Annotated in this window: 19 protein-coding genes; 17 read left to right on the forward strand and 2 right to left on the reverse strand. The window is 39.1% G+C overall.

The genetic code is table 11. The features are described 5' to 3' along the window. The first annotated feature begins 127 nt into the window (after positions 1-127). From HMPREF9200_RS03190 to HMPREF9200_RS08960, 5 genes are all read left to right on the forward strand, one after another. Positions 128-703, forward strand: coding sequence for an HNH endonuclease (locus tag HMPREF9200_RS03190; protein WP_176604746.1), 576 nt, complete (start codon positions 128-130; stop codon positions 701-703). Between the two features lie 56 nt (positions 704-759). Further along, positions 760-1395, forward strand: coding sequence for a hypothetical protein (locus tag HMPREF9200_RS03195; protein ID WP_009353297.1), 636 nt, complete (start codon positions 760-762; stop codon positions 1393-1395). A gap of 9 nt (positions 1396-1404) precedes the next feature. After that, the gene (locus HMPREF9200_RS08950) at positions 1405-2526 is read left to right on the forward strand and encodes a DEAD/DEAH box helicase family protein (protein ID WP_009353346.1); all 1122 of its coding nucleotides are present in this window, start codon (positions 1405-1407) and stop codon (positions 2524-2526) included. An 8-nt stretch (positions 2527-2534) separates the two neighbouring features. Next, entirely contained in the window at positions 2535-3059 is a 525-nt protein-coding gene (locus tag HMPREF9200_RS08955; RefSeq protein WP_255260719.1) for a hypothetical protein, read from the forward strand. Between the two features lie 63 nt (positions 3060-3122). Further along, positions 3123-4352 (forward strand): hypothetical protein, encoded by a 1230-nt coding sequence (locus HMPREF9200_RS08960; RefSeq protein WP_009353418.1) that lies wholly within the window; start codon positions 3123-3125, stop codon positions 4350-4352. A 464-nt stretch (positions 4353-4816) separates the two neighbouring features. On the opposite strand, the gene HMPREF9200_RS03205 is transcribed toward HMPREF9200_RS08960, so the two are convergent. Next, complete coding sequence (locus tag HMPREF9200_RS03205) at positions 4817-5728, reverse strand: Fic family protein (RefSeq protein WP_009353376.1); 912 nt, start codon at positions 5726-5728, stop codon at positions 4817-4819. Positions 5729-6217: 489 nt separating this feature from the next. On the opposite strand from HMPREF9200_RS03205, the gene cooS reads away from it, so the two are divergent. The 7 genes from cooS (at position 6218) to HMPREF9200_RS03235 (ending at position 13277) form a co-directional block, all read left to right on the forward strand. Then, the gene (cooS, locus tag HMPREF9200_RS03210) at positions 6218-8356 is read left to right on the forward strand and encodes an anaerobic carbon-monoxide dehydrogenase catalytic subunit (protein ID WP_009353300.1); all 2139 of its coding nucleotides are present in this window, start codon (positions 6218-6220) and stop codon (positions 8354-8356) included. Positions 8357-8701: 345 nt separating this feature from the next. Further along, a complete protein-coding gene (locus HMPREF9200_RS03215; protein ID WP_009353322.1) occupies positions 8702-9424 on the forward strand; it encodes a class I SAM-dependent methyltransferase in 723 nt (240 codons plus the stop codon). Positions 9425-9433: 9 nt separating this feature from the next. After that, positions 9434-9922 carry a DnaA ATPase domain-containing protein gene (locus HMPREF9200_RS03220; protein WP_009353438.1) on the forward strand — a complete coding sequence of 163 codons (489 nt, stop codon included), beginning with the start codon at positions 9434-9436 and terminating at the stop codon, positions 9920-9922. A 156-nt stretch (positions 9923-10078) separates the two neighbouring features. After that, positions 10079-10687 (forward strand): nitrite/sulfite reductase ferredoxin domain protein, encoded by a 609-nt coding sequence (locus tag HMPREF9200_RS08420; protein WP_009353390.1) that lies wholly within the window; start codon positions 10079-10081, stop codon positions 10685-10687. Positions 10688-10707: 20 nt separating this feature from the next. Continuing rightward, entirely contained in the window at positions 10708-11619 is a 912-nt protein-coding gene (locus HMPREF9200_RS08425; RefSeq protein ID WP_009353304.1) for a nitrite/sulfite reductase, 4Fe-4S iron-sulfur cluster-binding domain protein, read from the forward strand. A 181-nt stretch (positions 11620-11800) separates the two neighbouring features. After that, positions 11801-12484: a PepSY domain-containing protein gene (locus HMPREF9200_RS03230; RefSeq protein ID WP_009353293.1), complete on the forward strand. Its 684-nt coding sequence runs from the start codon at positions 11801-11803 to the stop codon at positions 12482-12484. A 7-nt stretch (positions 12485-12491) separates the two neighbouring features. Continuing rightward, positions 12492-13277, forward strand: coding sequence for an enoyl-CoA hydratase (locus tag HMPREF9200_RS03235; protein WP_009353363.1), 786 nt, complete (start codon positions 12492-12494; stop codon positions 13275-13277). Positions 13278-13460: 183 nt separating this feature from the next. On the opposite strand, the gene guaC is transcribed toward HMPREF9200_RS03235, so the two are convergent. Beyond that, positions 13461-14447, reverse strand: a complete 987-nt coding sequence (gene guaC, locus HMPREF9200_RS03240; RefSeq protein WP_009353369.1) for a GMP reductase — start codon at positions 14445-14447, stop codon at positions 13461-13463. Positions 14448-14704: 257 nt separating this feature from the next. Between guaC and thiT the strand changes: the two genes are divergently transcribed. The 5 genes from thiT to HMPREF9200_RS03265 all read left to right on the forward strand — a co-directional run bounded on the left by thiT (position 14705) and on the right by HMPREF9200_RS03265 (position 21153). Then, the gene (gene thiT, locus HMPREF9200_RS03245; protein ID WP_009353306.1) at positions 14705-15259 is read left to right on the forward strand and encodes an energy-coupled thiamine transporter ThiT; all 555 of its coding nucleotides are present in this window, start codon (positions 14705-14707) and stop codon (positions 15257-15259) included. 25 nt (positions 15260-15284) lie between these two features. Beyond that, positions 15285-16430 carry a molybdopterin-guanine dinucleotide biosynthesis protein MobB gene (locus HMPREF9200_RS03250; RefSeq protein ID WP_009353359.1) on the forward strand — a complete coding sequence of 382 codons (1146 nt, stop codon included), beginning with the start codon at positions 15285-15287 and terminating at the stop codon, positions 16428-16430. Continuing rightward, complete coding sequence (locus HMPREF9200_RS03255) at positions 16430-17668, forward strand: molybdopterin molybdotransferase MoeA (protein WP_009353284.1); 1239 nt, start codon at positions 16430-16432, stop codon at positions 17666-17668. The genes HMPREF9200_RS03250 and HMPREF9200_RS03255 overlap by 1 nt, the downstream gene beginning before the upstream one ends. A 194-nt stretch (positions 17669-17862) precedes the next feature. Then, positions 17863-19176: a dicarboxylate/amino acid:cation symporter gene (locus HMPREF9200_RS03260; RefSeq protein WP_009353408.1), complete on the forward strand. Its 1314-nt coding sequence runs from the start codon at positions 17863-17865 to the stop codon at positions 19174-19176. A 669-nt stretch (positions 19177-19845) separates the two neighbouring features. Further along, complete coding sequence (locus HMPREF9200_RS03265; RefSeq protein ID WP_009353362.1) at positions 19846-21153, forward strand: dicarboxylate/amino acid:cation symporter; 1308 nt, start codon at positions 19846-19848, stop codon at positions 21151-21153. Positions 21154-21190 lie beyond the last annotated feature (37 nt).

A 21190-nucleotide genomic window follows, 5' to 3' on the forward strand; every position in this document is an offset into this window, starting at 1 on the left:
ATTATCAAATTACGATAATTTAACAAAGGCTGACATAGATACTCTTATTAAGGCGTTTGAAGAAATGAGAAAATTATATGAAGAATGATTATAGAAATACGATATATTGGGTTTCAAAAAAAATATAGTGTCTGAAAAAGACGCTTTAGAAAAGCAAATAAAAGCTGAACATTCTCGAACTAAAATAATATATAACCAAATAAATAAAAAAGATAGTGTTTATCATAAGTTATTTAGAGACATATACAGCGATAAATGTTCATATTGTGGAATAACAACGGATGTAGTAAGTTCTGAATTATTTGAAATCGATCATTTTTTATGTGAATCATCATTTAATGGAGATTCTATAAATGCAGGTAAAATAAAAAATTTAGTGCTTTCGTGTAAAAAATGTAATAGAGCAAAGAAAGATTTTATATGGGATGAAGTATATTCTTCGAAATTTAATGTTGATGATGGAAGTATAACAGAATTATTTTATAGAGACAAGAACTACTATATAAAAGTGGAGAATAAATTTATTACAGATAAAACTATTTGTGAATTCTATAGAAAGTTGAAATTGGACGAAGAAATTAGGAGATTAGATTTTTTGCTCATGAATATGTATGGCTTCTCTAAAAAACATTCTAGTGATAGAATATCTGAAAAAATATCAAAATGCGTTGTTCTTTTGCAACAAAAAAGAAATGAGTTGTAGTTGATGTATCATGTGGATCTGGAACCACAGCACATTTAACACTTTTATCTAATGCTATGGATGGAGCGAGTAGAAAATTTATTCTAGTTCAAGTTCAAGAGGATCTGGAGTTTGCTTTATCGAAAGCTCAAAAGGATGCAGTTAATACTCTTACAATGGCTATTAAATATTTAGAGAGACTTAATGCGCCTCATGTTCTCACCGAAATCGGCAAGGAACGCATCCGCCGGGCTGATCAAAAGATTCTTTCAGAGAATGAAGGTAAGGAAGGGATTGAAAATCTCGACATCGGTTTCCGTGTGCTTAAGCTAGATGATACAAATATGAAGGATGTGTACTACGCACCTCAAGCGTTTACTCAAGAGATGCTACCTACATTAGAGAATAATGTGAAGGAAGATCGGACGGATTTAGACTTGTTGTTCGGTTGTTTACTAGAATGGGGCTTGCCATTGTCCTTGCCATATTCTTCTGAGGTAGTGGATGGATGTACGATTCATAATTATAATGATGGGGACTTGATAGCTTGTTTCGATGCGAATGTACCAGATGCGGTGATTCGTCATATAGCGAAGTTACAACCTCTTCGTGCTGTATTCCGTGATAGCAGTTTTGTGGATAGTCCATCGAAGATTAATGTAGGAGAAATCTTTAAAGCCTTAGCCCCAGATACTCGGATTAAGGTCATTTAGGAGGGTGTTATGAAATTACGATTTAAGCATCAACGGTTTCAAGCGGATGCAGCGAAAGCGGTGGTGGATGTCTTTGCTGGACAACCCTACTTAACACAGTCCTATATGATGGATACGGGTGTGGTCAAATCTGCACAACAGGTCTTGATTGAGGAAGATTTCACAGGCTGGCGCAATGAACCACTAGTACCTGCTATGACGGATCAACTTGTATTGGAGCGGATTCGAGAGGTACAACGGCAACATCAAATTCAGGTGTCCAACCAATTAGAGGGCCGTTACAATCTCACGGTGGAAATGGAAACAGGTGTAGGTAAGACCTATATGTATATTAAAACGATGTATGAGCTCAATCAACACTATGGTTGGACGAAGTTCATTGTGGTGGTTCCGACTGTGGCCATTCGAGAAGGTGTGTATAAATCCTTTCAGGTAACGGAAGATCATTTTGTGGAAGAGTATGGTAAGAAAATTCGCTACTTTATCTACAATTCGAAACAGCTCACAGATATTGACCGTTTTGCTTCGGATAGTGGCATCAATGTGATGATTATTAATGCGCAAGCTTTCAATGCTACTGGCAAGGATGCGCGCCGTATTGATATGGAATTGGATGAATTCCGCTCGCGTAAGCCCATCGATATCATTGCCAAAACGAACCCCATTCTAATTATTGATGAACCACAATCTGTAGAGGGAACGAAAACAAAGGAAAGTTTAAAGAAATTTAATCCTCTCATGACATTGCGCTATTCAGCGACCCAAAAAAGTGACAGTATTTATAACATGGTCTACCGCTTAGATGCGATGGAAGCCTATAACAAGCGATTGGTGAAAAAGATTGCTGTAAAAGGGATTAGTGAATCAGGTAGTACGGCTACGGATAGTTATGTCTATTTGGAAAAGATTAATTTATCTAAGTCTGCACCGACGGCGACGATTCAATTTGATTGCAAAGGTGCCTCTAGTATACGTAAGATTACGAGAACGTTGAAGGAAGGCTATAATCTGTATGACCATTCTGGGAATATGGAAGAATATAAAGATGGATTTGTGGTATCTCGTATTGTGATGGTCGTGATGATTCCATTGAGTTTATCAACGGTATCAAAATCTATGCTGGTGATGTGATTGGCAAGGTGAGCGAAGAGCAAATTCGTCGTATTCAAATTCGTGAAACCATCTTGTCCCATATTGAGCGGGAACGAGAGTTATTCTATAAAGGAATCAAAGTCTTGTCCTTGTTCTTTATTGATGAAGTGGCAAAGTACAAACAATACAATGAGGCGAAGGATGCTTTTAATGGCATCTACGCAGATATGTTTGAAGAGGAATACAGGGACATTGTAGGGAACCTACAAACTCGATTGGGGGAAGATGACTATGTGCGCTATTTGGATACCATTGCTCTAGAAAAGACTCATGCAGGTTATTTTTCCGTGGACAAGCAAGGTGCTATGGTGGACTCTAAGCTAAGTCGTAAGGAAACTACCACAGATGATGTGAGTGCCTACGATTTGATTATGAAGAACAAGGAACTCTTGTTGGATCGTGACCCTGAGATATCTCCTGTGCGGTTTATTTTCTCTCACTCGGCCTTACGGGAAGGTTGGGACAATCCCAATGTATTCCAAATTTGTACGTTGAAGCAAAGTTCTAGCTAGGTCCGCAAACGACAAGAAGTAGGTCGTGGGCTTCGTCTCTGTGTAAATCAAGATGGGGAACGGATGGATGAGAATGTTCTAGGTAACGATGTGCATGCTGTGAATGTACTTACCGTCATTGCCAGTGAAAGCTACGATAGTTTTGCCAAAGGATTACAAAATGAATTGGCAGAGGCGATTGGAGAGCGACCAGTCGCTGTCAGTGCGGACCTCTTTAAAGGTAAGATATTAGTAGATAGTCAAGGCGAAACACATATTGTTGATGCACATATGGCATCGAATATCTATACAGATTTACTTCTGAAGGGATATATTAATCGTCAGGGACAGATTACAGAGTCCTACCATGCGGATAAACGGAGTGGTACTGTATCTATTTCTGATGATTGGGATAACAAGTTGCCAAGTATTATGAATATCTTAGATACAGTTTTTGATAGTCACCATATGATGCCAGAAAATGCCCGTCAAAATAATGTGGAACTTTCAGTAGATGAAGATAAATTAGCCATGCCAGAGTTTCAGGCTCTATGGTCGAAGATTAATACGAAGTCTGTGTATGTGGTCGATTTCGATACGGATGAATTAGTGCGTAATTCCATTGATGCATTAAATCTTAAGCTGCATGTACCAAAAGTATATGTAACGGTAGAATCAGGTGTTATGAATACGATAGATTCTAAAGCTGACTTATTAGCAGGAACATCTTTTATTAAGGAAAAGGCAGAAAATCGGAATATTTCTGTAGAGGCTAGTTCCAGTATTCGATATGATTTGGTTGGGAAATTAGTGGAAGAAACAGGGCTTACACGAAAAGCTGTGATTCAAATATTACAAGGGATTCGTTCCGATGTCTTTAAGCAATTCCAATGGAATCCAGAAGAATTTATCCTTCGCGCCGCATCTTTGATTAATGATGAAAAAGCTACGGCCATCATCGAGCATATTACATATAATGTGCTCGATGAAAGTTATGATACATCCTTGTTTACGGATGTGACCATCAAAGGTCGCTTAGAGGGCAATGCGATGAAGGCGAAGAAACATCTCTATGACCATGTAGTATACGATTCTACGAATGAATTGAATTTTGCTAAAGAGTTAGATTCTGATGAGAATGTAGCGGTCTATGTGAAATTGCCAGATGGGTTCTATATTACGACACCGGTGGGTCGCTATAACCCAGATTGGGCCATTGCATTCTATGAAGGTGATGTTAAGCATATCTATTTTATAGCCGAAACAAAAGGGTCTATGAATTCTATGCAATTGCGTCGTATCGAGGAATCCTAAATTCATTGTGCTAAAGAACATTTCAAGGCCATTAGCTCTGGTAATGTGGTCTATGATGTAGTGGATAGTTATAAATCGTTACTAGAGAAGGTTCTTCGATAAGGACGTCTCTTGTATCGCTATGTAGCCTGTGGCGTCGCTAGCTGATACAGATAAAGGGAAGAGCACGACATATTCCTACGCAAACTGATACAGTGGTTAGGTTTGCTCCGGAATATGTCGTGCTCTTCTTGCGTTTGTGTGATTTTGTCAGATAGAAACGCCACAAAGCTACTACACGAGACGGCGTTCCTTTGGAAAAAAAGCCTAACGTAAAAGAGGTCTGACCACCTCAACACGTTAGGCACATTTCATTCAAAACCCTTTGAGATGAGCCTAACGCCGTACACACGTTAATGGCTCTTCTTTTTTATATGTATATTCTAGCATACTTCTAGAAAAAATACTACCTGTATCTACGTACTTTAGTGTGGAATCTCAAGGTATTCCAATAGACGTTTGATCGTGTCTTGTCCATCGTAACAGGTATCGATGAGGTATCCTGGTTCACGTAAAAATTCTGTTAAGCCTCGATAATAAAAATATTTTTTGCTATCTTCGATGATAAAGGGGATTAGATTGTGTTTTAGACACTCTTTAAAGGCAATGAGTCTACCTACTCGGCCGTTTCCATCTTGAAATGGATGGATGCGTTCGAAACGGAAATGAAATTCCAGGATATCTTCAAATGAAATATGTTGTTTGCTGGTATACCATGTTAGTAAATTTTGTATATCTCCTGCTACTTGCTCAGGTTTTGAGGTTTCTATGCCACCGACTACATTCGGTCGTGTTTTGTAGTTTCCTACTTTGAACCAAGGAAGTCTTTCGTCTTTAGTATTATTTTTTAATAGATAGTGAAGGTGTTTGATGTTTTCTTCTGTGAGAGGATCTTCTGCGATATCAATGCAGTAATCGATGGCTCTGAAGTGGTTGACGGTTTCGATAATATCATCAACGGACAGACTTTCATCTCCGTGGATCGTGTTCGTTTCAAAGATATGTCTAGTTTGCTCTTCGTTCAACTTACTGCCTTCTATGTGGTTGGAGTTATAGGTCATGCGCACTTGCAGTTCATGGTAAAGTCCACCGGAGATTCCATGCTCTTTTTCTTCTCGCAACTGTTTAAGGATGGGGTTGTCAGACTCTAGTGTGTAGAGATCTGTTGGGGAACAAGAAAAGTACTCACATAACTTGCGTATGACTGAGGGTGAAAGTCTTTCACCTTTAGAAATTTTTGCGATAGTTCTTGAAGACATGTGAAGTAATTGCGTTAAGTGAGATTTGTGTAGGTTATGTTCTTGTAATAGACGGAGTAATCCTTGATAATTATACATATGGCACCTCTTTCATCTTTACTTATCATATAAAAAACAGGATAAAAAGTAAAGATTTAAGAAAAAAGTAAAGATATACGTTTAATAAGTAAAGGATAATGAAAGATTGGACGATAATTTATTCTCAAGCTCCTGAAAGCTATCCCGTACTTGATGAGCAAATCTTGCTAGCTATATTATTCTATCGATTAAAGAGTTTAATTCCTGAAATTTACGGGAATTAAACTCTTTTGCTTTGTGAAGGAAAACTGAAAATATCGGATTTGATAAATATAGTAAATGCAGCCTTTCTTGATAAAAATGAGTCAAAAAAATCTCAAAAAGTAATTGACAGATGTCTAGTCAGAGAATATACTTAAGGTAATTTAAAACCTATTTAGGAGTAGGGTTTAAAACCTACAAGTATAGTGTTTTAAAAATCGAAATAAAAGTAGAATATGTTTTCATGTTATTGACGGTTGGCCTATGTAGGCCCCTAGGAGGTTCATTATGAGTAAAGATGTGGAAAACAAAAATACCCATGACCATAGCCATGGCGAACATCATCACCATCATGATCATGACAATCATCATGACCATTGCCATTGTGGCGGTCACCATCACGACCATGATCACAGTCATGACAAAGCACTACCAACGGATAAATGGGTGCCACACACTCATGAACCAGGCGTGCCTCATGAACATGGTGTAAATGACTACATGAAAGCCGTTGCTGAATATCGAAAAACATGGCCTACCAAACAAGATGTTATCGAACAAACACCAGATCCTGCTGTGCGCGAAATGATTCTCCGCATGGAGCAAATTGGTTGCGATACAGTATTTGATCGTTTTGATAAACAACAACCACAATGTACATTTGGTATTGCTGGTATATGTTGTCGTATCTGTTTCATGGGCCCTTGTAAAATTACACCTAAGAGTCCTCGCGGTGTCTGCGGTGCGGATGCTGACCTCATCGTAGCTCGTAATATGACACGTGCTGCTGCAGGTGGTTTGACTCAACATGGTGCGCATGCTCGTGAAATTTTGATTTCTTTGAAAGCTGCTGCTAATGACCAATTGGATATTCCGATTTTAGGGGAAGAAAAAATCCGTACTGTATGTAAGGCTTTCAACATCCCTGAAGAAGGTCGTTCTTTAAAAGAAGTAGCTAATGATTTAGCGGATGTATTGCTCGAAGATTTGAGCCGTGCATTGCCAGGTGAATATAAAACAATTACAGCGTTGGCTCCTGCAGAGCGTCGCGAAGTTTGGAAAAACTTGGATATCTTGCCTGTTTCCGCATACAATGAAGCCTTTGATGCATATCATCGTACAACCGTAGGTACAGATGGCGATTGGGAAAGTAATATGAAACAATTCTTGCGTTGTGGTCTTGCTTTCACATTTACTGGTGTAGTAGCTGCAGATATCGCTACTGATGCATTATTCGGTCAAGGCGGTCGCCGTACATCCAAAGTTAATATTGGTGCTTTGAAAAAAGGTTATGTTAATATAGCTGTTCATGGTCACTTACCAACATTGGTTTCTCAAATTTGTACAATTGGTGCGTCCGAAGAGTATTTAGAAAAAGCAAAAGCTATCGGTGCTAAAGGCATCCAATTCTACGGTATTTGCTGCTCTGGCTTATCTAGTATGTACCGTTATGAAAATGTAATTCCATTGTGTAATGCTATCGGTGCTGAACTTGTACTTGGTACCGGCGCTCTTGATTGCTGGGTAGCTGACGTTCAAGACGTATATCCTGCTATCATGGACGTAGCACGTTGCTTTAACACAAAAGTTATTACTACATCTGATGCAGCTCGTTTGCCAGGTGCTGAGCATATCGGTTACGATCATCACCATACTAACTTGTCTGAGACAAAAGAATTGGCGCGCAAAATTTTGGATCGTGCTCTTGAAGCTCATGAATTGCGTAAAGGTATGCCTGTATTCATTCCACCATACGAAATCACTGCAGAAGTTGGTTTCTCTCCAGAATCTACTGTTAAACATTATGGTTCCTTCAAACCATTGGCAGAGGCTTTAAAATCTGGCAAAGTTCGTGGTATCGTTAACGTAGTAGGTTGTTCTAACCCTCGCGTTATCTACGAAAAAGCTACTGTAGATATCGTTGATACACTTATTAAAAATGGCTGTATCATCTTAACAAATGGTTGTGCATCCTTCCCATTGATGAAACTTGGTTACTGTAATACAGATGCTATTAAAAAATGTAGCCCTGCATTACAAGAGTTCTTGGGTGATGATCAACCACCAGTATGGCATGTTGGTGAATGTGTAGATAATGCTCGTTCTTCTGGTATCTTTGGTGGTATTGCGGCTGAATTAGGTCTTAACTTACCACAAATGCCATTTGCAATGTCTAGTCCTGAATGGTCTAACGAAAAAGGTATCGATGCATCCCTTGGCTTCCGCCTAATGGGGATTAACTCTTACCACTGCGTTGAGCCACCTACACAAGGCTCTGATGCTGTAACAAAATGGTTGAAAGAAGACACTAAAGACATCTTAGGTTCTGTTATGTATGTTAATACAGATCCTGCTAAAGTAGCTGAAAAAATCTTAGCAGATATGGATGCTAAACGTGCTGCTTTAGGTTGGGCAGAAGTAAAATAGTTTATCTTTTTGATAAATTATAATTTGTAGTTAAGTATAAAAACACCCTCTATAGATCTTGTAGTTATTATAACGGCTCTATACCAAATGTTGGGGCTACTCATATAAGAGTAGCTACCAACATTTTTTGTTGCAATAAAATAGACATATACAAACTCATACCGTATCATTCATTTTACACTAGAGATGCCAGTAACTGAGCAAGTATGTCCACATTGCGGAGTACGTACTTTAGTGTGGAATCTCAAGGTATTTTAGTAGGCCTTTATCCATCTGTTCGTGACTCAAGATACATACAAAACCATGTTCCTCATGGTATAATACGATACGATGCAAGGAGGGTATATGCAGATACGAGATAGAATTATGGCCTATTGGAAAGGGCGAAGCGATGATTTTGGTGCGCTACGCATGAAGGAATTACAATCAAATCTAGCGCCACGATGGTTGCGTGAAATAACACCACATATTAAAGATACTCACCAACGTATTTTAGATTTAGGTACGGGGACGGGCTTTTTGGCATTTTTGTTGGCTCAGAAGGGTTATTCGGTAACTGGCGTAGACGTAACGAAAGAAATGATTGATGTAGCTAAAGCACAAGCTATAGAGTTACATGACTCTCTAATGGGTCAAGTTGACTTTCACTGTATGGATGCGATGAAATTAGATTTTCCAGATGAGTCTTTCGATGTGATTTTAGCGAGAAATCTAACCTGGATCTTACTAGATGTGGAATCAGCCTATAAGGAATGGTATCGGGTGCTAGCGCCGAAAGGGGTGCTTATAAATATCGATGGTGATTATGGAGTAGAACTCAAAGTGCCTGTGGTGGCACAGCATCATATTCATGAGACCGTATCGAATGAGACTATGCAAGAATGCATTGCTATTACGGAAGGACTATCGATCAGTCGTATGGATCGCCCCCATTGGGATGTGCACATGATTCGGAAAGCAGGTTTTTCTAGAGTATATCTAGATATGGCAGTGAGTAGCCGTATCTATGATAAAGAAGATGAATTATATAATCCAGTGCCACTCTTTTCCATTGTGGCTAGGAAATAAGGAGTAATTATGCAAACATTTGAAACTTTCAAGGTAACAGAGAAAAATAAATTCGCTATGGCTTCTGCGTTGGCGATGACTGATTTTACAAAGTGCTTTGAGCCAGTACTATTTTTATTTGGTCAAGCTGATGTGGGTAAAACACATCTATTGAAGGCGATGGAAGAAGAGGCAGTGAAACAGAATGCTGCTATCCGTGTTCGTTATGTGACAGGAGCGCAATTCATTAAAGAATACGACGACAGCGTGACCTATGGAGAAGTGGCAGATTATATGGAAGAATACTGTAAGCTACATTTATTATTAGTGGATGATGTGCAGGATATTGTGTATAGCGATGATGAAGGAACTAAAAAGATGTTTATGCGTCTTGTACAAGGCATGAAAGCAAAAGCTCGTCGTATGGCGGTGACGTTTGATGATACGTTCGACTCTGAAGATCGTTCTAATGAATTGCAGAATGAATTGACTGATGGAGTTGTGGCTTTCATCGAATAGAAAAATGAATAGAAGGCGGTTATTACACTGTATAACTAAGTGATATAACCTATGAAAAGAGGCGGATTTCAATCTATAGAAATCCGCCTTAATATCTGTTATACTTGGGGAGAAGAGTTTTCTATTGAGCGAGTGCTCAGGAGAGGAGAAAGTATAATGGCTATTTCAGAAGAAGTACGACAACGATTTGCGGGAGAGTTTGAAAAGTTCCAAGCAGGGATTGAAGGTTTCTTTAAGAAGGAAATCGCCCCAAAGGATTTCAAAGGCATTGGTGGAGGATTTGGTAGTTATGCAGAACGCGGACATGAAAGTGCAATGTTGCGTTTGCGTTTCTTGGGATCTCGTATTCTTCCTTACCAAATGAAATTCTTGGTAAATTCTGTAAAGAAATACGATTTAAAATATGTACATTTCACAACAGGTCAATGTATTCAATTCCATCAATTACAAGGTGAACAAATCTTAGAGTTGTATAAAGACTGTTTTGAACATGACATCTATAATCGTGGTACTGGTGGAGATAACTTGCGTAATGTAACGGCAAGCCCATTACATGGGGTACATCCTGATGAGCCATTTGCAGTGACTCCTTACTTGCAAGCAGCTAGTGAGTATGCTGTATCTTTAATTGGTACCTTAGCATTACCACGTAAATATAAAATTGGTTTCTCTGTGGTAGACAATGAGGGCCATGCAAATTATAAAGATTTAGGATTTTTGGCAAAAGAAATGGTACCTTTGATGTCTATGCTGGTGGTGGTATAGGTGGTGGTTCTGCATTCGGCGTGTTAGTAGCAGAAAATGTAGATCCAAAAGAAACATTACAACATATCGATGGCATGTTGCATTTGTATCATGAATTGGGTGACTTTAACAATCGTGGTAAAGCACGTTCTCGTTTCATTGCACAACGCTTAGGGGAAGAAGAGTTCCGTAAAGCGTATCATGAATATTTAGAAAAATCTAAAGCAGCCCATGATTTGACATTGTTTGTGGCGCCTTATGAAGTGAAAAAAGTAGGTACCACAACACCGGCTACACCGTTGGCAGAGCCACAAAAGCAAGAAGGCTTGTACTACATCCAATACAAACCATTAGTAGGTACACCGCCAATCGACGTATTCGTAAAATTATTTGATTACGTAGGCGGTTTAGAAGAAACAGAAATCCGTATTTGTGGTGATGAATCTGTGTACATCGTAAACTTAACAGGAGAAGAAGCGGATGCAGTAGCGGCTATTATCGCTGATACTCATGCGAAAAATAACTTCGAGCACACTGTATCTTGCGTAGGTGCTACGATTTGTCAACTCGGGTTCCAAGATTCTTCTGGATTGGTAAAAGTAATTAAGAAGACCTTAGAAGCGCAAGGATTATCTACCGATCGTTTACCACAATTACATGTATCTGGATGTTTATCTTCTTGTGGTACACATCAAGTAGGCTCCTTAGGGCTTCATGGTTTTACTAAACTAGTGGATAGTAAACCGCAACCAGCTTTCAAAGTGTTCATCAACGGTAATGGTGAATTAGAAGGCCCACGTATGTCTGATGAAGTGGGTGTAGTCACAGTGGAAGATATTCCTCAATTCTTCATTGACCTTGTGAAAGCACTGGAAGTAGCAGGACAAGATTTTGACACATGGAAAGATCAACAACCAGAAGCATTACAAGCAGTAATTAGTAAATATCTATAATGTATATAAAAACGTTCTTACTTAGGTAGGAGCGTTTTTACTTTGAGTAACTATGTATTATATTGAAGAAATTGCATAGATACGGTATAATGAAAGAGATATCTCAAGATTGAGAATGTAAACTTCGTGGAGTATAGTCATGTAAGTTTTGTTCATAGAATTGTATATATAGGAGAGTCCAATGAAAAAAAGTACATTAGCCTTAGTAGGAGCTATGGCATTTGCTACAACCTTTGCAGTAGCGCCACAAGCACATGCTGAAATCAATGAATATTCTAACTTAAATGATAAAACAGTGGTGGTGCGCCAACCTGGTCAATCCATGGTATTGTCCATGCGTGAAGTAGCAGGTATCTTTGTGGGCCGTTATGTAAAAGCAGCCGTTAGCTCTATTACACTGGATCCATCAAAAGGTAATTATCAGTATGTGGTGGTAGGGTATACACCGAAACAAAAAATTACCATTGATGTAGACGTAATTACTGGTAAAGTAGTGCGTGAATTCCGTTCTAGCAAAGCAAAAGATGTAGCATCTAAAGTCTTTAATCCGTTGAAAGTCATTTCCCCAAAAGAAGCAGAAGTAGCAGCTCGTGCTTTGGTAGGAGAAGGTTCTTTCACTAGAGGATGGGAAATTAAAGCGGAAAATAATGAAGTGCATTATATGGTGCGCACACAGGATAAAGATGAAAAAGAATATAGTGTAAAAGTAGATGCTGTGACAGGTCAAGCCTTAGAAAAAGGGGAACCTATCGACTGGGCAAAAATTAAAGCAGATCGCTTGCGTAATGATGGGGTAGGTAAACCATTTACATTACAAGAAGAACCAGAAGATGTAGATGCAGATCCTACGAAAACATTAAAATAGGTGAAGTATGACGTATCAAAATATTATATTTAGCATCGAAGGTAATGTGGCGACCATAACATTTAATCGTCCAGAAGTACAAAATGGTTTTAATGTGCCTATGTGCCAAGAAATTCTGGATGCTATCCGTGTGGTAAAGGAAACTGATGAGGCCCGTGTATTAGTCTTTAAAGCAGAAGGTAAGGTCTTTTCTGTAGGTGGTGACTTAACAGAAATGAAACGAGCTGTAGAAGAAGATGATACTGAGTCCTTGTTTGAGATTACTCACTTGGTGATGGAAATTTCTTTAGCTATGAAGCATTTGCCAAAACCTGTTGTTATGTGTACTGATGGTGCTGTGGCAGGGGCGGCTTTCAATATGGTGTTGGCAGCAGATATGTGCGTAGCTTCAACAAATAGTCGTTTCATTCAAGCCTTTGTCAATGTGGGACTAGCACCTGATGCAGGTGGTATGTATTTGTTGAGTCGTGCTGTAGGTATCAACAGAGCTATGCAACTGGCTATGACAGGAGAAGCGGTAACAGCTGAAAAAGGTAAGGAATATGGCTTTGTCTATAAAGTGTGTGAACCAGAGATTTTGGAACGCACAACGAATCGTTTAGTGCAACGCTTGGCGAAAGGGCCAGTTCAATCTTTCCGAGCGATGAAACAAATGATGTGGGCTAGTTTCTTTACAAATTTTGAGGAATATGCGGAATTAGAAGTGAAAATCCAAAATTCCTTAGGAGAAACAGAAGACTTCCGTGAAGGTGTGCGTGCTTTTGCTGAAGGAAGACGACCTAAATTTAAATAGTGCATCTGAGGATGTGAAAAAAGAGCTATTACGACTAAATAAGGTCGATAATAGCTCTTTTTGCATTGGAGAAGGTACATCTCGTAAGGGATATTCTGTTCGTATATAAAATAAGATGCATGGTTCAAAAGTATTCCAATACAAAGAGGACCCTCCTAGAGAAGAGTCCTCGTGTATATGTGATTACCGGTCGCCGTTAAAGATAGAGTTTTTAACAATGACATAATCAACTTTTTTGATGGCTTGTAGTGTAGTACCGCCAGCGTAGGAGATAGAAGATTGCAAATCTTGTTCCATTTCAGTCAATGTGTCGAAGATACTGCCTTTGGATTGGATTGTGATTTTTTTGCCTTCTACATTTTTCCGTTCCCCTTTTTGGTGTTCAGAAGCACTGCCGAAGTATTCTTTATAAGCTACGCCGTCAATAGTCACTTCTTTACCTGGGGATTCGATATGACCAGCGAATAAAGAGCCAATCATAACAAAGGAAGCTCCGAAGCGAATAGATTTGGCAATGTCACCGTGATCACGGATACCGCCGTCTGCGATGATAGGTTTTGTGGCTGCTTTTGCACACCAACGAACAGCAGATAATTGCCAACCACCAGTACCAAAACCAGTTTTTAGTTTTGTGATACATACTTTACCAGGTCCGATGCCTACTTTAGTAGCATCAGCACCAGCATTTTCTAGTTCACGAACGGCCTCTGGAGTACCTACGTTACCAGCGATAACAAAGCTTTCAGGAAGCTCACGTTTAATGTGTTGAATCATGTCGATAACGCTGTTGGAATGACCGTGAGCGATATCGATAGTAATATATTCTGGGCATAGATTTGCTTCTTTTAATTCCTTAACGAATTCAAATTCCTCTGGTTTCACACCGATGGAAATAGATGCATATAAACCTGCCTCATGCATGTCTTTTACAAAGTCCAAACGTTTTTCTGGTTGGAAGCGGTGCATGATGTAGAAATAGTTTTCAGCCGCTAATTGTTTTGCTAATTTTTCATCGATGATGGTTTGCATATTAGCTGGCACAACTGGTAAGCGGAATGTATGATTTCCCAGTTTCACGGTTGTGTCACATTCGCTACGGCTGGATACGATACACTTATTCGGTATCAATTGCACGTCTTCATAATCGAAAATGTTTGTAGTATTGATCATTATTTATTGCCCCCTAAATAGACAGAATTAGGATTACGACATAATCCTTATCTATTATACATAAGACCTCTTATCTTGGCAACAATAGGAAGGATATACTTAGTCATTTTTGATATGCTAATTTGTACTAAAGGAATCCTGTATTTTGTGAAAAAATATATAGATAAAAATAGATTAAAAGTGATACAATAAAAAGAAATATAATAGAGAATTTGATAATATATTTCAATGTATCATAGTGTAAAAAGGAGATAGATATGAGTTATACAAGTTCAAGAAAAACAAAAATGCTAGTAGAAGGCGGTCTAGTCATCGCTATGGCACAAATTCTGAGCATGTATGTGATTTACCAAATGCCGCAAGGTGGTGCAGTGAAAGCAGCTAATTTGGTACCCCTTTTAATTTATGCTTATCGTTGGGGTGGTCGTGCTGGCATGCTAACGGGAGTTGCCTATGGGATTGTCCATTTTTTAGTGGGATTTAAATTCTCCATTCATTACATGAGCATTATTTTGGATTATATTTTGGCGTATGGTGCCATCGGTATGGCAGGATTCTTTGGTGGTTCTAGTACTGTGAAAGCCTTCTTTGGGGCAATTTATGCAATTTTAACACGCTTTGCCATGTCTGCCATTAGTGGTGTGGTTGTGTTTGGATCTTATGCACCAGAAGGGATAAGTCCTTGGATTTACTCCTTAACGTATAATGCAACATATATGTTGCCAGATATGGTAATTAATCTTGTAGTATTGGCATTGTTGTATGTGCCAGTGATGCGTGGACTAGGTCGTGTGACACCAAGCCATAAATAAGAAAAGATCTAGACAGGAGATATCTATGATTTCTGAATTAGGAATTATTGTGTTAGCGGGTGGACTTAGCACTCGTATGGGGACAGATAAAACGAGATTACCATGGGGTAGTACCACTTTATTAGGGGAAATGCTCCGTAAGGCGGTCCTCACAGAATGTGGAGAAATTTTAGTTTCTATTAATCGCGAATTAGAAGAATCAGAGGCACATATTATTGAAGAGGCTCGTTCTTTTGGTCGACATATTCAATTAGTGCCAGATACAATTGCTATGAAAGGCCCTCTTAGTGGACTGCAATCAGCCCTTTCAGTAGGTACTCGCGAAGCCTATATCGTAGTGTCTGCAGATATGCCATGGTTTTCCTTTCACTGGTTGCCGTCTTGGGAAGTGCATATAGATGCATTTTTACAAGGCGAATTATTAGCTATGGTTCCCTATGTAGGATTACAGGAATACGAGCCATTAGCGGCCATTTATAAACGATCGGTGCTAGATACGATTCAAGAATCTCTAGAAGGTGAAGATGTGTCTATGCACGGAGTATTAGATAAGATTCCTTATATGGAAATGGATATGATTGAAGAAGCAGAGCTATATAGCAATGTGAATACTAGATTATCCTATAAGTTGGCAAAAGCTAAATCTGCCAATCGTGAACGCTCTGTTCCCATTGTGACCATTAGTGCGAGCCAATCTAAGTCGGGCAAAACGGCGGTGGCTACGTCTCTCATCAATCGCCTTTCACAACGAGGCATCGTGGTGGGGATGGTGAAAAGTGACGGTCATGGATTTAGCATGGATCAGGAAGGTACCGATACATGGAAGGCTAGTCAAGCAGGGGCTAAAGCGGTGGCCATAGCTGGACCCAATGGATATGCCATGGTAGTACATGGTGAAAGTATGCAACGACAACAGCAACTCATTCGTTTGGCCAATGAAATGCCAGTAGATTTGGTGCTCTTAGAAAGTAGAAGTCATGGGGTGGCACCTATTATTGAAGTGGTCCGTGCCAATCACAATGATACACGGTTACAGCAATTAGAAGATATTGTGGCAGTAGTTACAGATATAGATGATACATTAGATGGGAATACCATTTGCGAGCAATTTAGTTTCAGCGATGAAGATATGGATCGATTAGCAGATTGGATATTGAAGGAGTTGTTATAATGCAAGTAGTAACAGTAGAAGAAGGCTTACAGTTGCTAGAAACTCCTTTTACCCAAAATAGATATAAAATAGAGAGGGAATCTGTATCCATTGGACACTCCTATGGTAGAGTGCTAGGAACGACGGCTTTAGCTAAGATGAATTATCCTCCTTTTAGGCGTTCGGCTATGGATGGTATTGCCATTCGATATGCAGAAGATACAAGGACATATCGTATACTAGAGACTATTGGCGCAGGTGAAGTCTTTCAAGGTCAATTAGAGCCTGGTGAAGGGATTCACATTATGACGGGTGCCATGGTACCAGACACTGCAGATACGGTGGTGGTAAAAGAAGCTCTTACTTGGAATAACGATATAGAGGTGACTGTACCTAGTCGCATAGAACGGGGGCAACATATTATCCTCGAAGGGGAAGATATACAAATCGGTCAAGAATTATTGCCTGCTGGTACTGTATTGGAAGCGGAACAAGTTGGAACTTTAGCGGGGCAAGGATATAGTGAAGTCTCAGTGTATCGTAAGCCAAGAGTTATTGTGCTCACCACAGGGCGTGAAGTACAAGATCCATCAGAGCCACTACGAGTGGGGCATATTTATAACTCTAATCGGTATTTACTAGAAGGCACCTTACATGCTTTAGGTGTTGATGTAGTGGGAGTAGCCCATCTATCGGATGCGCCAGGTACAGTAGATGACAATATTGCTACCGTACAACATATGCTGGATACATTGGGACCGGTAGATATGATTATCAGCACCGGAGGTGTATCTGTAGGTGACTATGATACTATGCCTGAATTGTACGAACGATTAGGGGCTAATACATTGTATCGACGGTTACATATGCGCCCAGGTGCTGCATCCTTCGGTGGTATCATTACGATTGATGACCATAGTATATGGTGCATGGGCTTATCTGGTAATCCTACGGCTGCGATGAATCAGTTCTATTTATTGGTGCTGCCTGTGTTAGAGCGGTTATCTGGACAGACAGTAATGACTAGGTGGATAGAATGTTACCTAGGTGAAGTGGCAGATAGAAAACACCCTCTTGACCGCTATTATCAAGGACATATTAGGTACGAAGCAGGGTCCTGCTGGGCATACCCTAACTTAGGGATGACATCGGGAGGTTTAAAATCTTTATCGGTAGCTAATGGTTTAATTAAAATTCCAGGTAATAGTGATCGATTAGAGAGAGGAACATTAGTAAAAGTGTTGCCGTTTACTCGATAAAAAGAATAAAGAAACAAAAATATGAATAAATACCCTGTTTTATGGGGGTTAATCTTGTAGAATTAGAAAAAATCTGCTATAATAATTCTATAGAATTTTATAAGTAAGGTCTACAAAGAGACACATCGTACATGTACCCTGTGCCTCTTTTTATATGGACTTTAAAGGGTAGTATTTATGAAAAAGGAGATTTTATGGCAGTATTAAAAAGACTTGGCTTATCTGGCTGGATTGTCATTGGCTTATTAGCAGGTGTATTAGTAGGTTCAGTAGCCCCAGATTTTGCAAAACAATTAAAACCATTAGGCGATGTATTTATTCGCATGATTAAGATGATCGTAGTACCATTGATTTTCAGTTCCCTTGTCATGGGCATCGCTGGTACGGGGGACTTTAAAAAATTAGGCCGTTTAGGGGGCAAAGCTATTCTATGGTTTGAAGTTGCTACTACACTGGCATTATTTGTAGGGTTATTCGTAGTTAATGTATTTGAACCGGGCGTAGGAGTGAACTTAACAGCTACAGGTAATGCCGTAGACATTGCTAATAAAGCAGCAGCAAAAGGCGAGATGGACCACGTACAAATGTTGGTAAATATCATTCCAACGAACATTGTAGACGCTATGGCTCGTGGTGATATGTTGCAAATTATCTTCTTTAGCTGTATGTTTGCTATTGCAGCAGCAAGTATTGGTAAAGAAGGAAAACAAATTGTTGAACTGTCCAAAGACTTGGCTCATATTATGTTCAAAGTGACGCACTATGTCATGTATGTGTCTCCTATCGGTATCTTTGGTGCCATTGCATATACAGTAGGTAACTTTGGCTTGGGTATGCTAGTGCCATTGATGAAGTTAGTATTCACCTTATACGGTGGTTTGGCGTTATTCTTAATCCTTATCATTGCTATCGCTTCTTTCTTTACAAAAGTAAACTTATTTAAACTAGGTAAAGTATTGAAAGAGCCAATCGTGTTGGCTTTCTCTACAGCGGCGTCTGAAGCAGCATTGCCAATTGCCATGGAAAAATTGAAAAAGGTTGGTATTCCTAACCAAGTCGTAAGTTTCGTACTACCTTTGGGATATACATTTAACTTGGATGGTTCCACGTTGTACTCTTCCTTAGCGGTAGTATTTATTTCTCAAGTGTACGGTGTGCCATTTCCATTAGAACAGCAATTATTAATGGTATTAACGTTGATGTTATCCACGAAAGGGATTGCAGCAGTGCCAGGAGCATCATTGATTGTTATTGCTGGTACAGCAGCGGCCTTTGGATTGCCAGTAGAAGGCTTAGCATTAATCCTTGGTGTAGACCGTATATTAGATATGGCGCGTACTGTATGTAACTTATCTGGTAACTGTTTAGCAGCTGCTGTGGTAGGGCGTTGGGAAAACGAAGTATCTGCGGAGCGTTTGTCAGAATTAATGGAACATCCTTTGACTGATGAAGAAGTGGAAGCCTTAGAACAAGCAAGCTTTGAACACGTAGGTGGACAACAAGCATAATTAGTTATACTGAGATCGTTGCAATACAAAAAAGACTGTTTACATTTACTATGTAAGCAGTCTTTTTTTTGTGTTTTACTATACGGTGATGAGAGTAACAATGTTGCCAAAATACTTAAGATTATATAATAGTATAAGTGCAGCAAAAAAGAAAAAATACCATGTACATCTAATAGATGCTCATGGTATTCGTTGATAGAGTTCTTTAGGCCATCTGTAGGGAAGAGTAGAGGAGAAGACCTAAAGATGTGAATGAAGGATGTGTATTTATGTGCGACATACCGTAGAGGTAGCATGGTAGAGGTAGCTGGTTATGTCGCATACATATATTATTAGGCCCTATAAAGGAGTTGAGGAGTTTATAATATACGTACATCACTTCACAAGAAAGAGAGTATCATAGTGTTGCTACTCTTTATGTGTAGTATAAACTAGAAGCGTCAAAAGAATGTCAAAATATAAAACTTTTTATTAAAAATTTTTTGAAAAAAGATTTTTATATTTTTTGTATACATTAATTGTACTATTGTATCTCTGTAAAGGATTTGTTATAATGCTTTCTATAGAATTTTAGAATAGGTTCGAAAGAGACATTCTGTACTTGTACACCATCGCCTCTTTTTATATAACCTAAGCAAGTATTGGTATGTAAAAAGGAGATTCTATACTATGTTAAAGAAAATTGGACTGTCCGGGTGGATAGGCATTGGTCTTTTGGCTGGTGTGCTAGTAGGTGCAGTGGCACCAGATTTTGCGAAACAATTAAAACCTTTAGGTGATGTATTTATTCGCATGATTAAAATGATTGTAGTCCCTTTAATTTTTAGCTCCCTAGTAATGGGTATCGCTGGGACAGGGGATTTTAAAAAATTAGGTCGTCTTGGGGGAAAAGCGATTCTATGGTTTGAATTAGCTACTACGTTGGCGTTATTTATTGCATTGTTTGCTGTGAATGTAGTAGAACCCGGAGTGGGTGTGAATTTGACAGCTAGTGGTGGCGCTACGGATATCGTTAACAAAGCAGCCTCTAAAGGTCAAATGGACCATGTGCAAATGTTAGTGAATATTATTCCAACAAATATTATTGACGCCATGGCTCGTGGAGATATGTTACAAATTATCTTCTTTAGCTGTATGTTTGCTATTGCAGCAGCAAGTTTGGGTAAAGAGGGAAAACAAATTGTAGACTTATCAAAAAGTATAGCCCACATCATGTTTAGAGTAACCCATTATGTCATGTATATTTCTCCTATCGGTATTTTTGGTGCTATTGCGTATACAGTTGGTGCCTTTGGGATTGAAATGCTGATTCCATTATTAAAATTAGTATTTACTTTATATGCGGGGCTAATTGTGTTCCTTGCCATCGTATTGGGTATCGCATCGGCTTTAACAAAAGTGAACTTATTTAAATTATTCATCGCATTGAAAGAGCCTACTATCTTAGCGTTTACCACAGCCGCATCAGAGGCAGCATTACCAATTGCTATGGAGAAATTGAAAAAGATGGGGATTCCCAATCATATTGTAAGCTTCGTACTTCCCTTGGGATATACATTTAACTTAGATGGCTCTACGCTGTACTCTGCATTGGCGGTTGTCTTTATTGCACAAGTCTATGGTGTTCCATTTCCGATTGATCAACAAATTTTAATGATGATTACGTTGATGTTGTCCACTAAAGGAATTGCAGGGGTACCAGGCGGCTCCTTAATTGTGGTGGCAGCTACAAGTGCAGCCTTTGGACTGCCAGTGGAAGGCTTAGCTTTAATTTTGGGGATAGACCGTGTGTTAGATATGGGTCGTACCGTATGTAACTTGTTAGGTAATTGCATCGCTGCAGCTATTGTGGGACGATGGGAACAAGAAGTATCTGCAGAAGATTTAAAACGATATATAGATCACCCACTAACAGATGAAGAAGTATCGGCTCTAGAACAAAAACATTTGGAAGCTATGGCAGATGCGCATGCATAATAGAATGTAAATAAACACCATATATACCAGTTCTGGA

This window comes from Veillonella sp. oral taxon 780 str. F0422 (assembly GCF_000221605.1).
Lineage (GTDB): Bacteria > Bacillota > Negativicutes > Veillonellales > Veillonellaceae > F0422.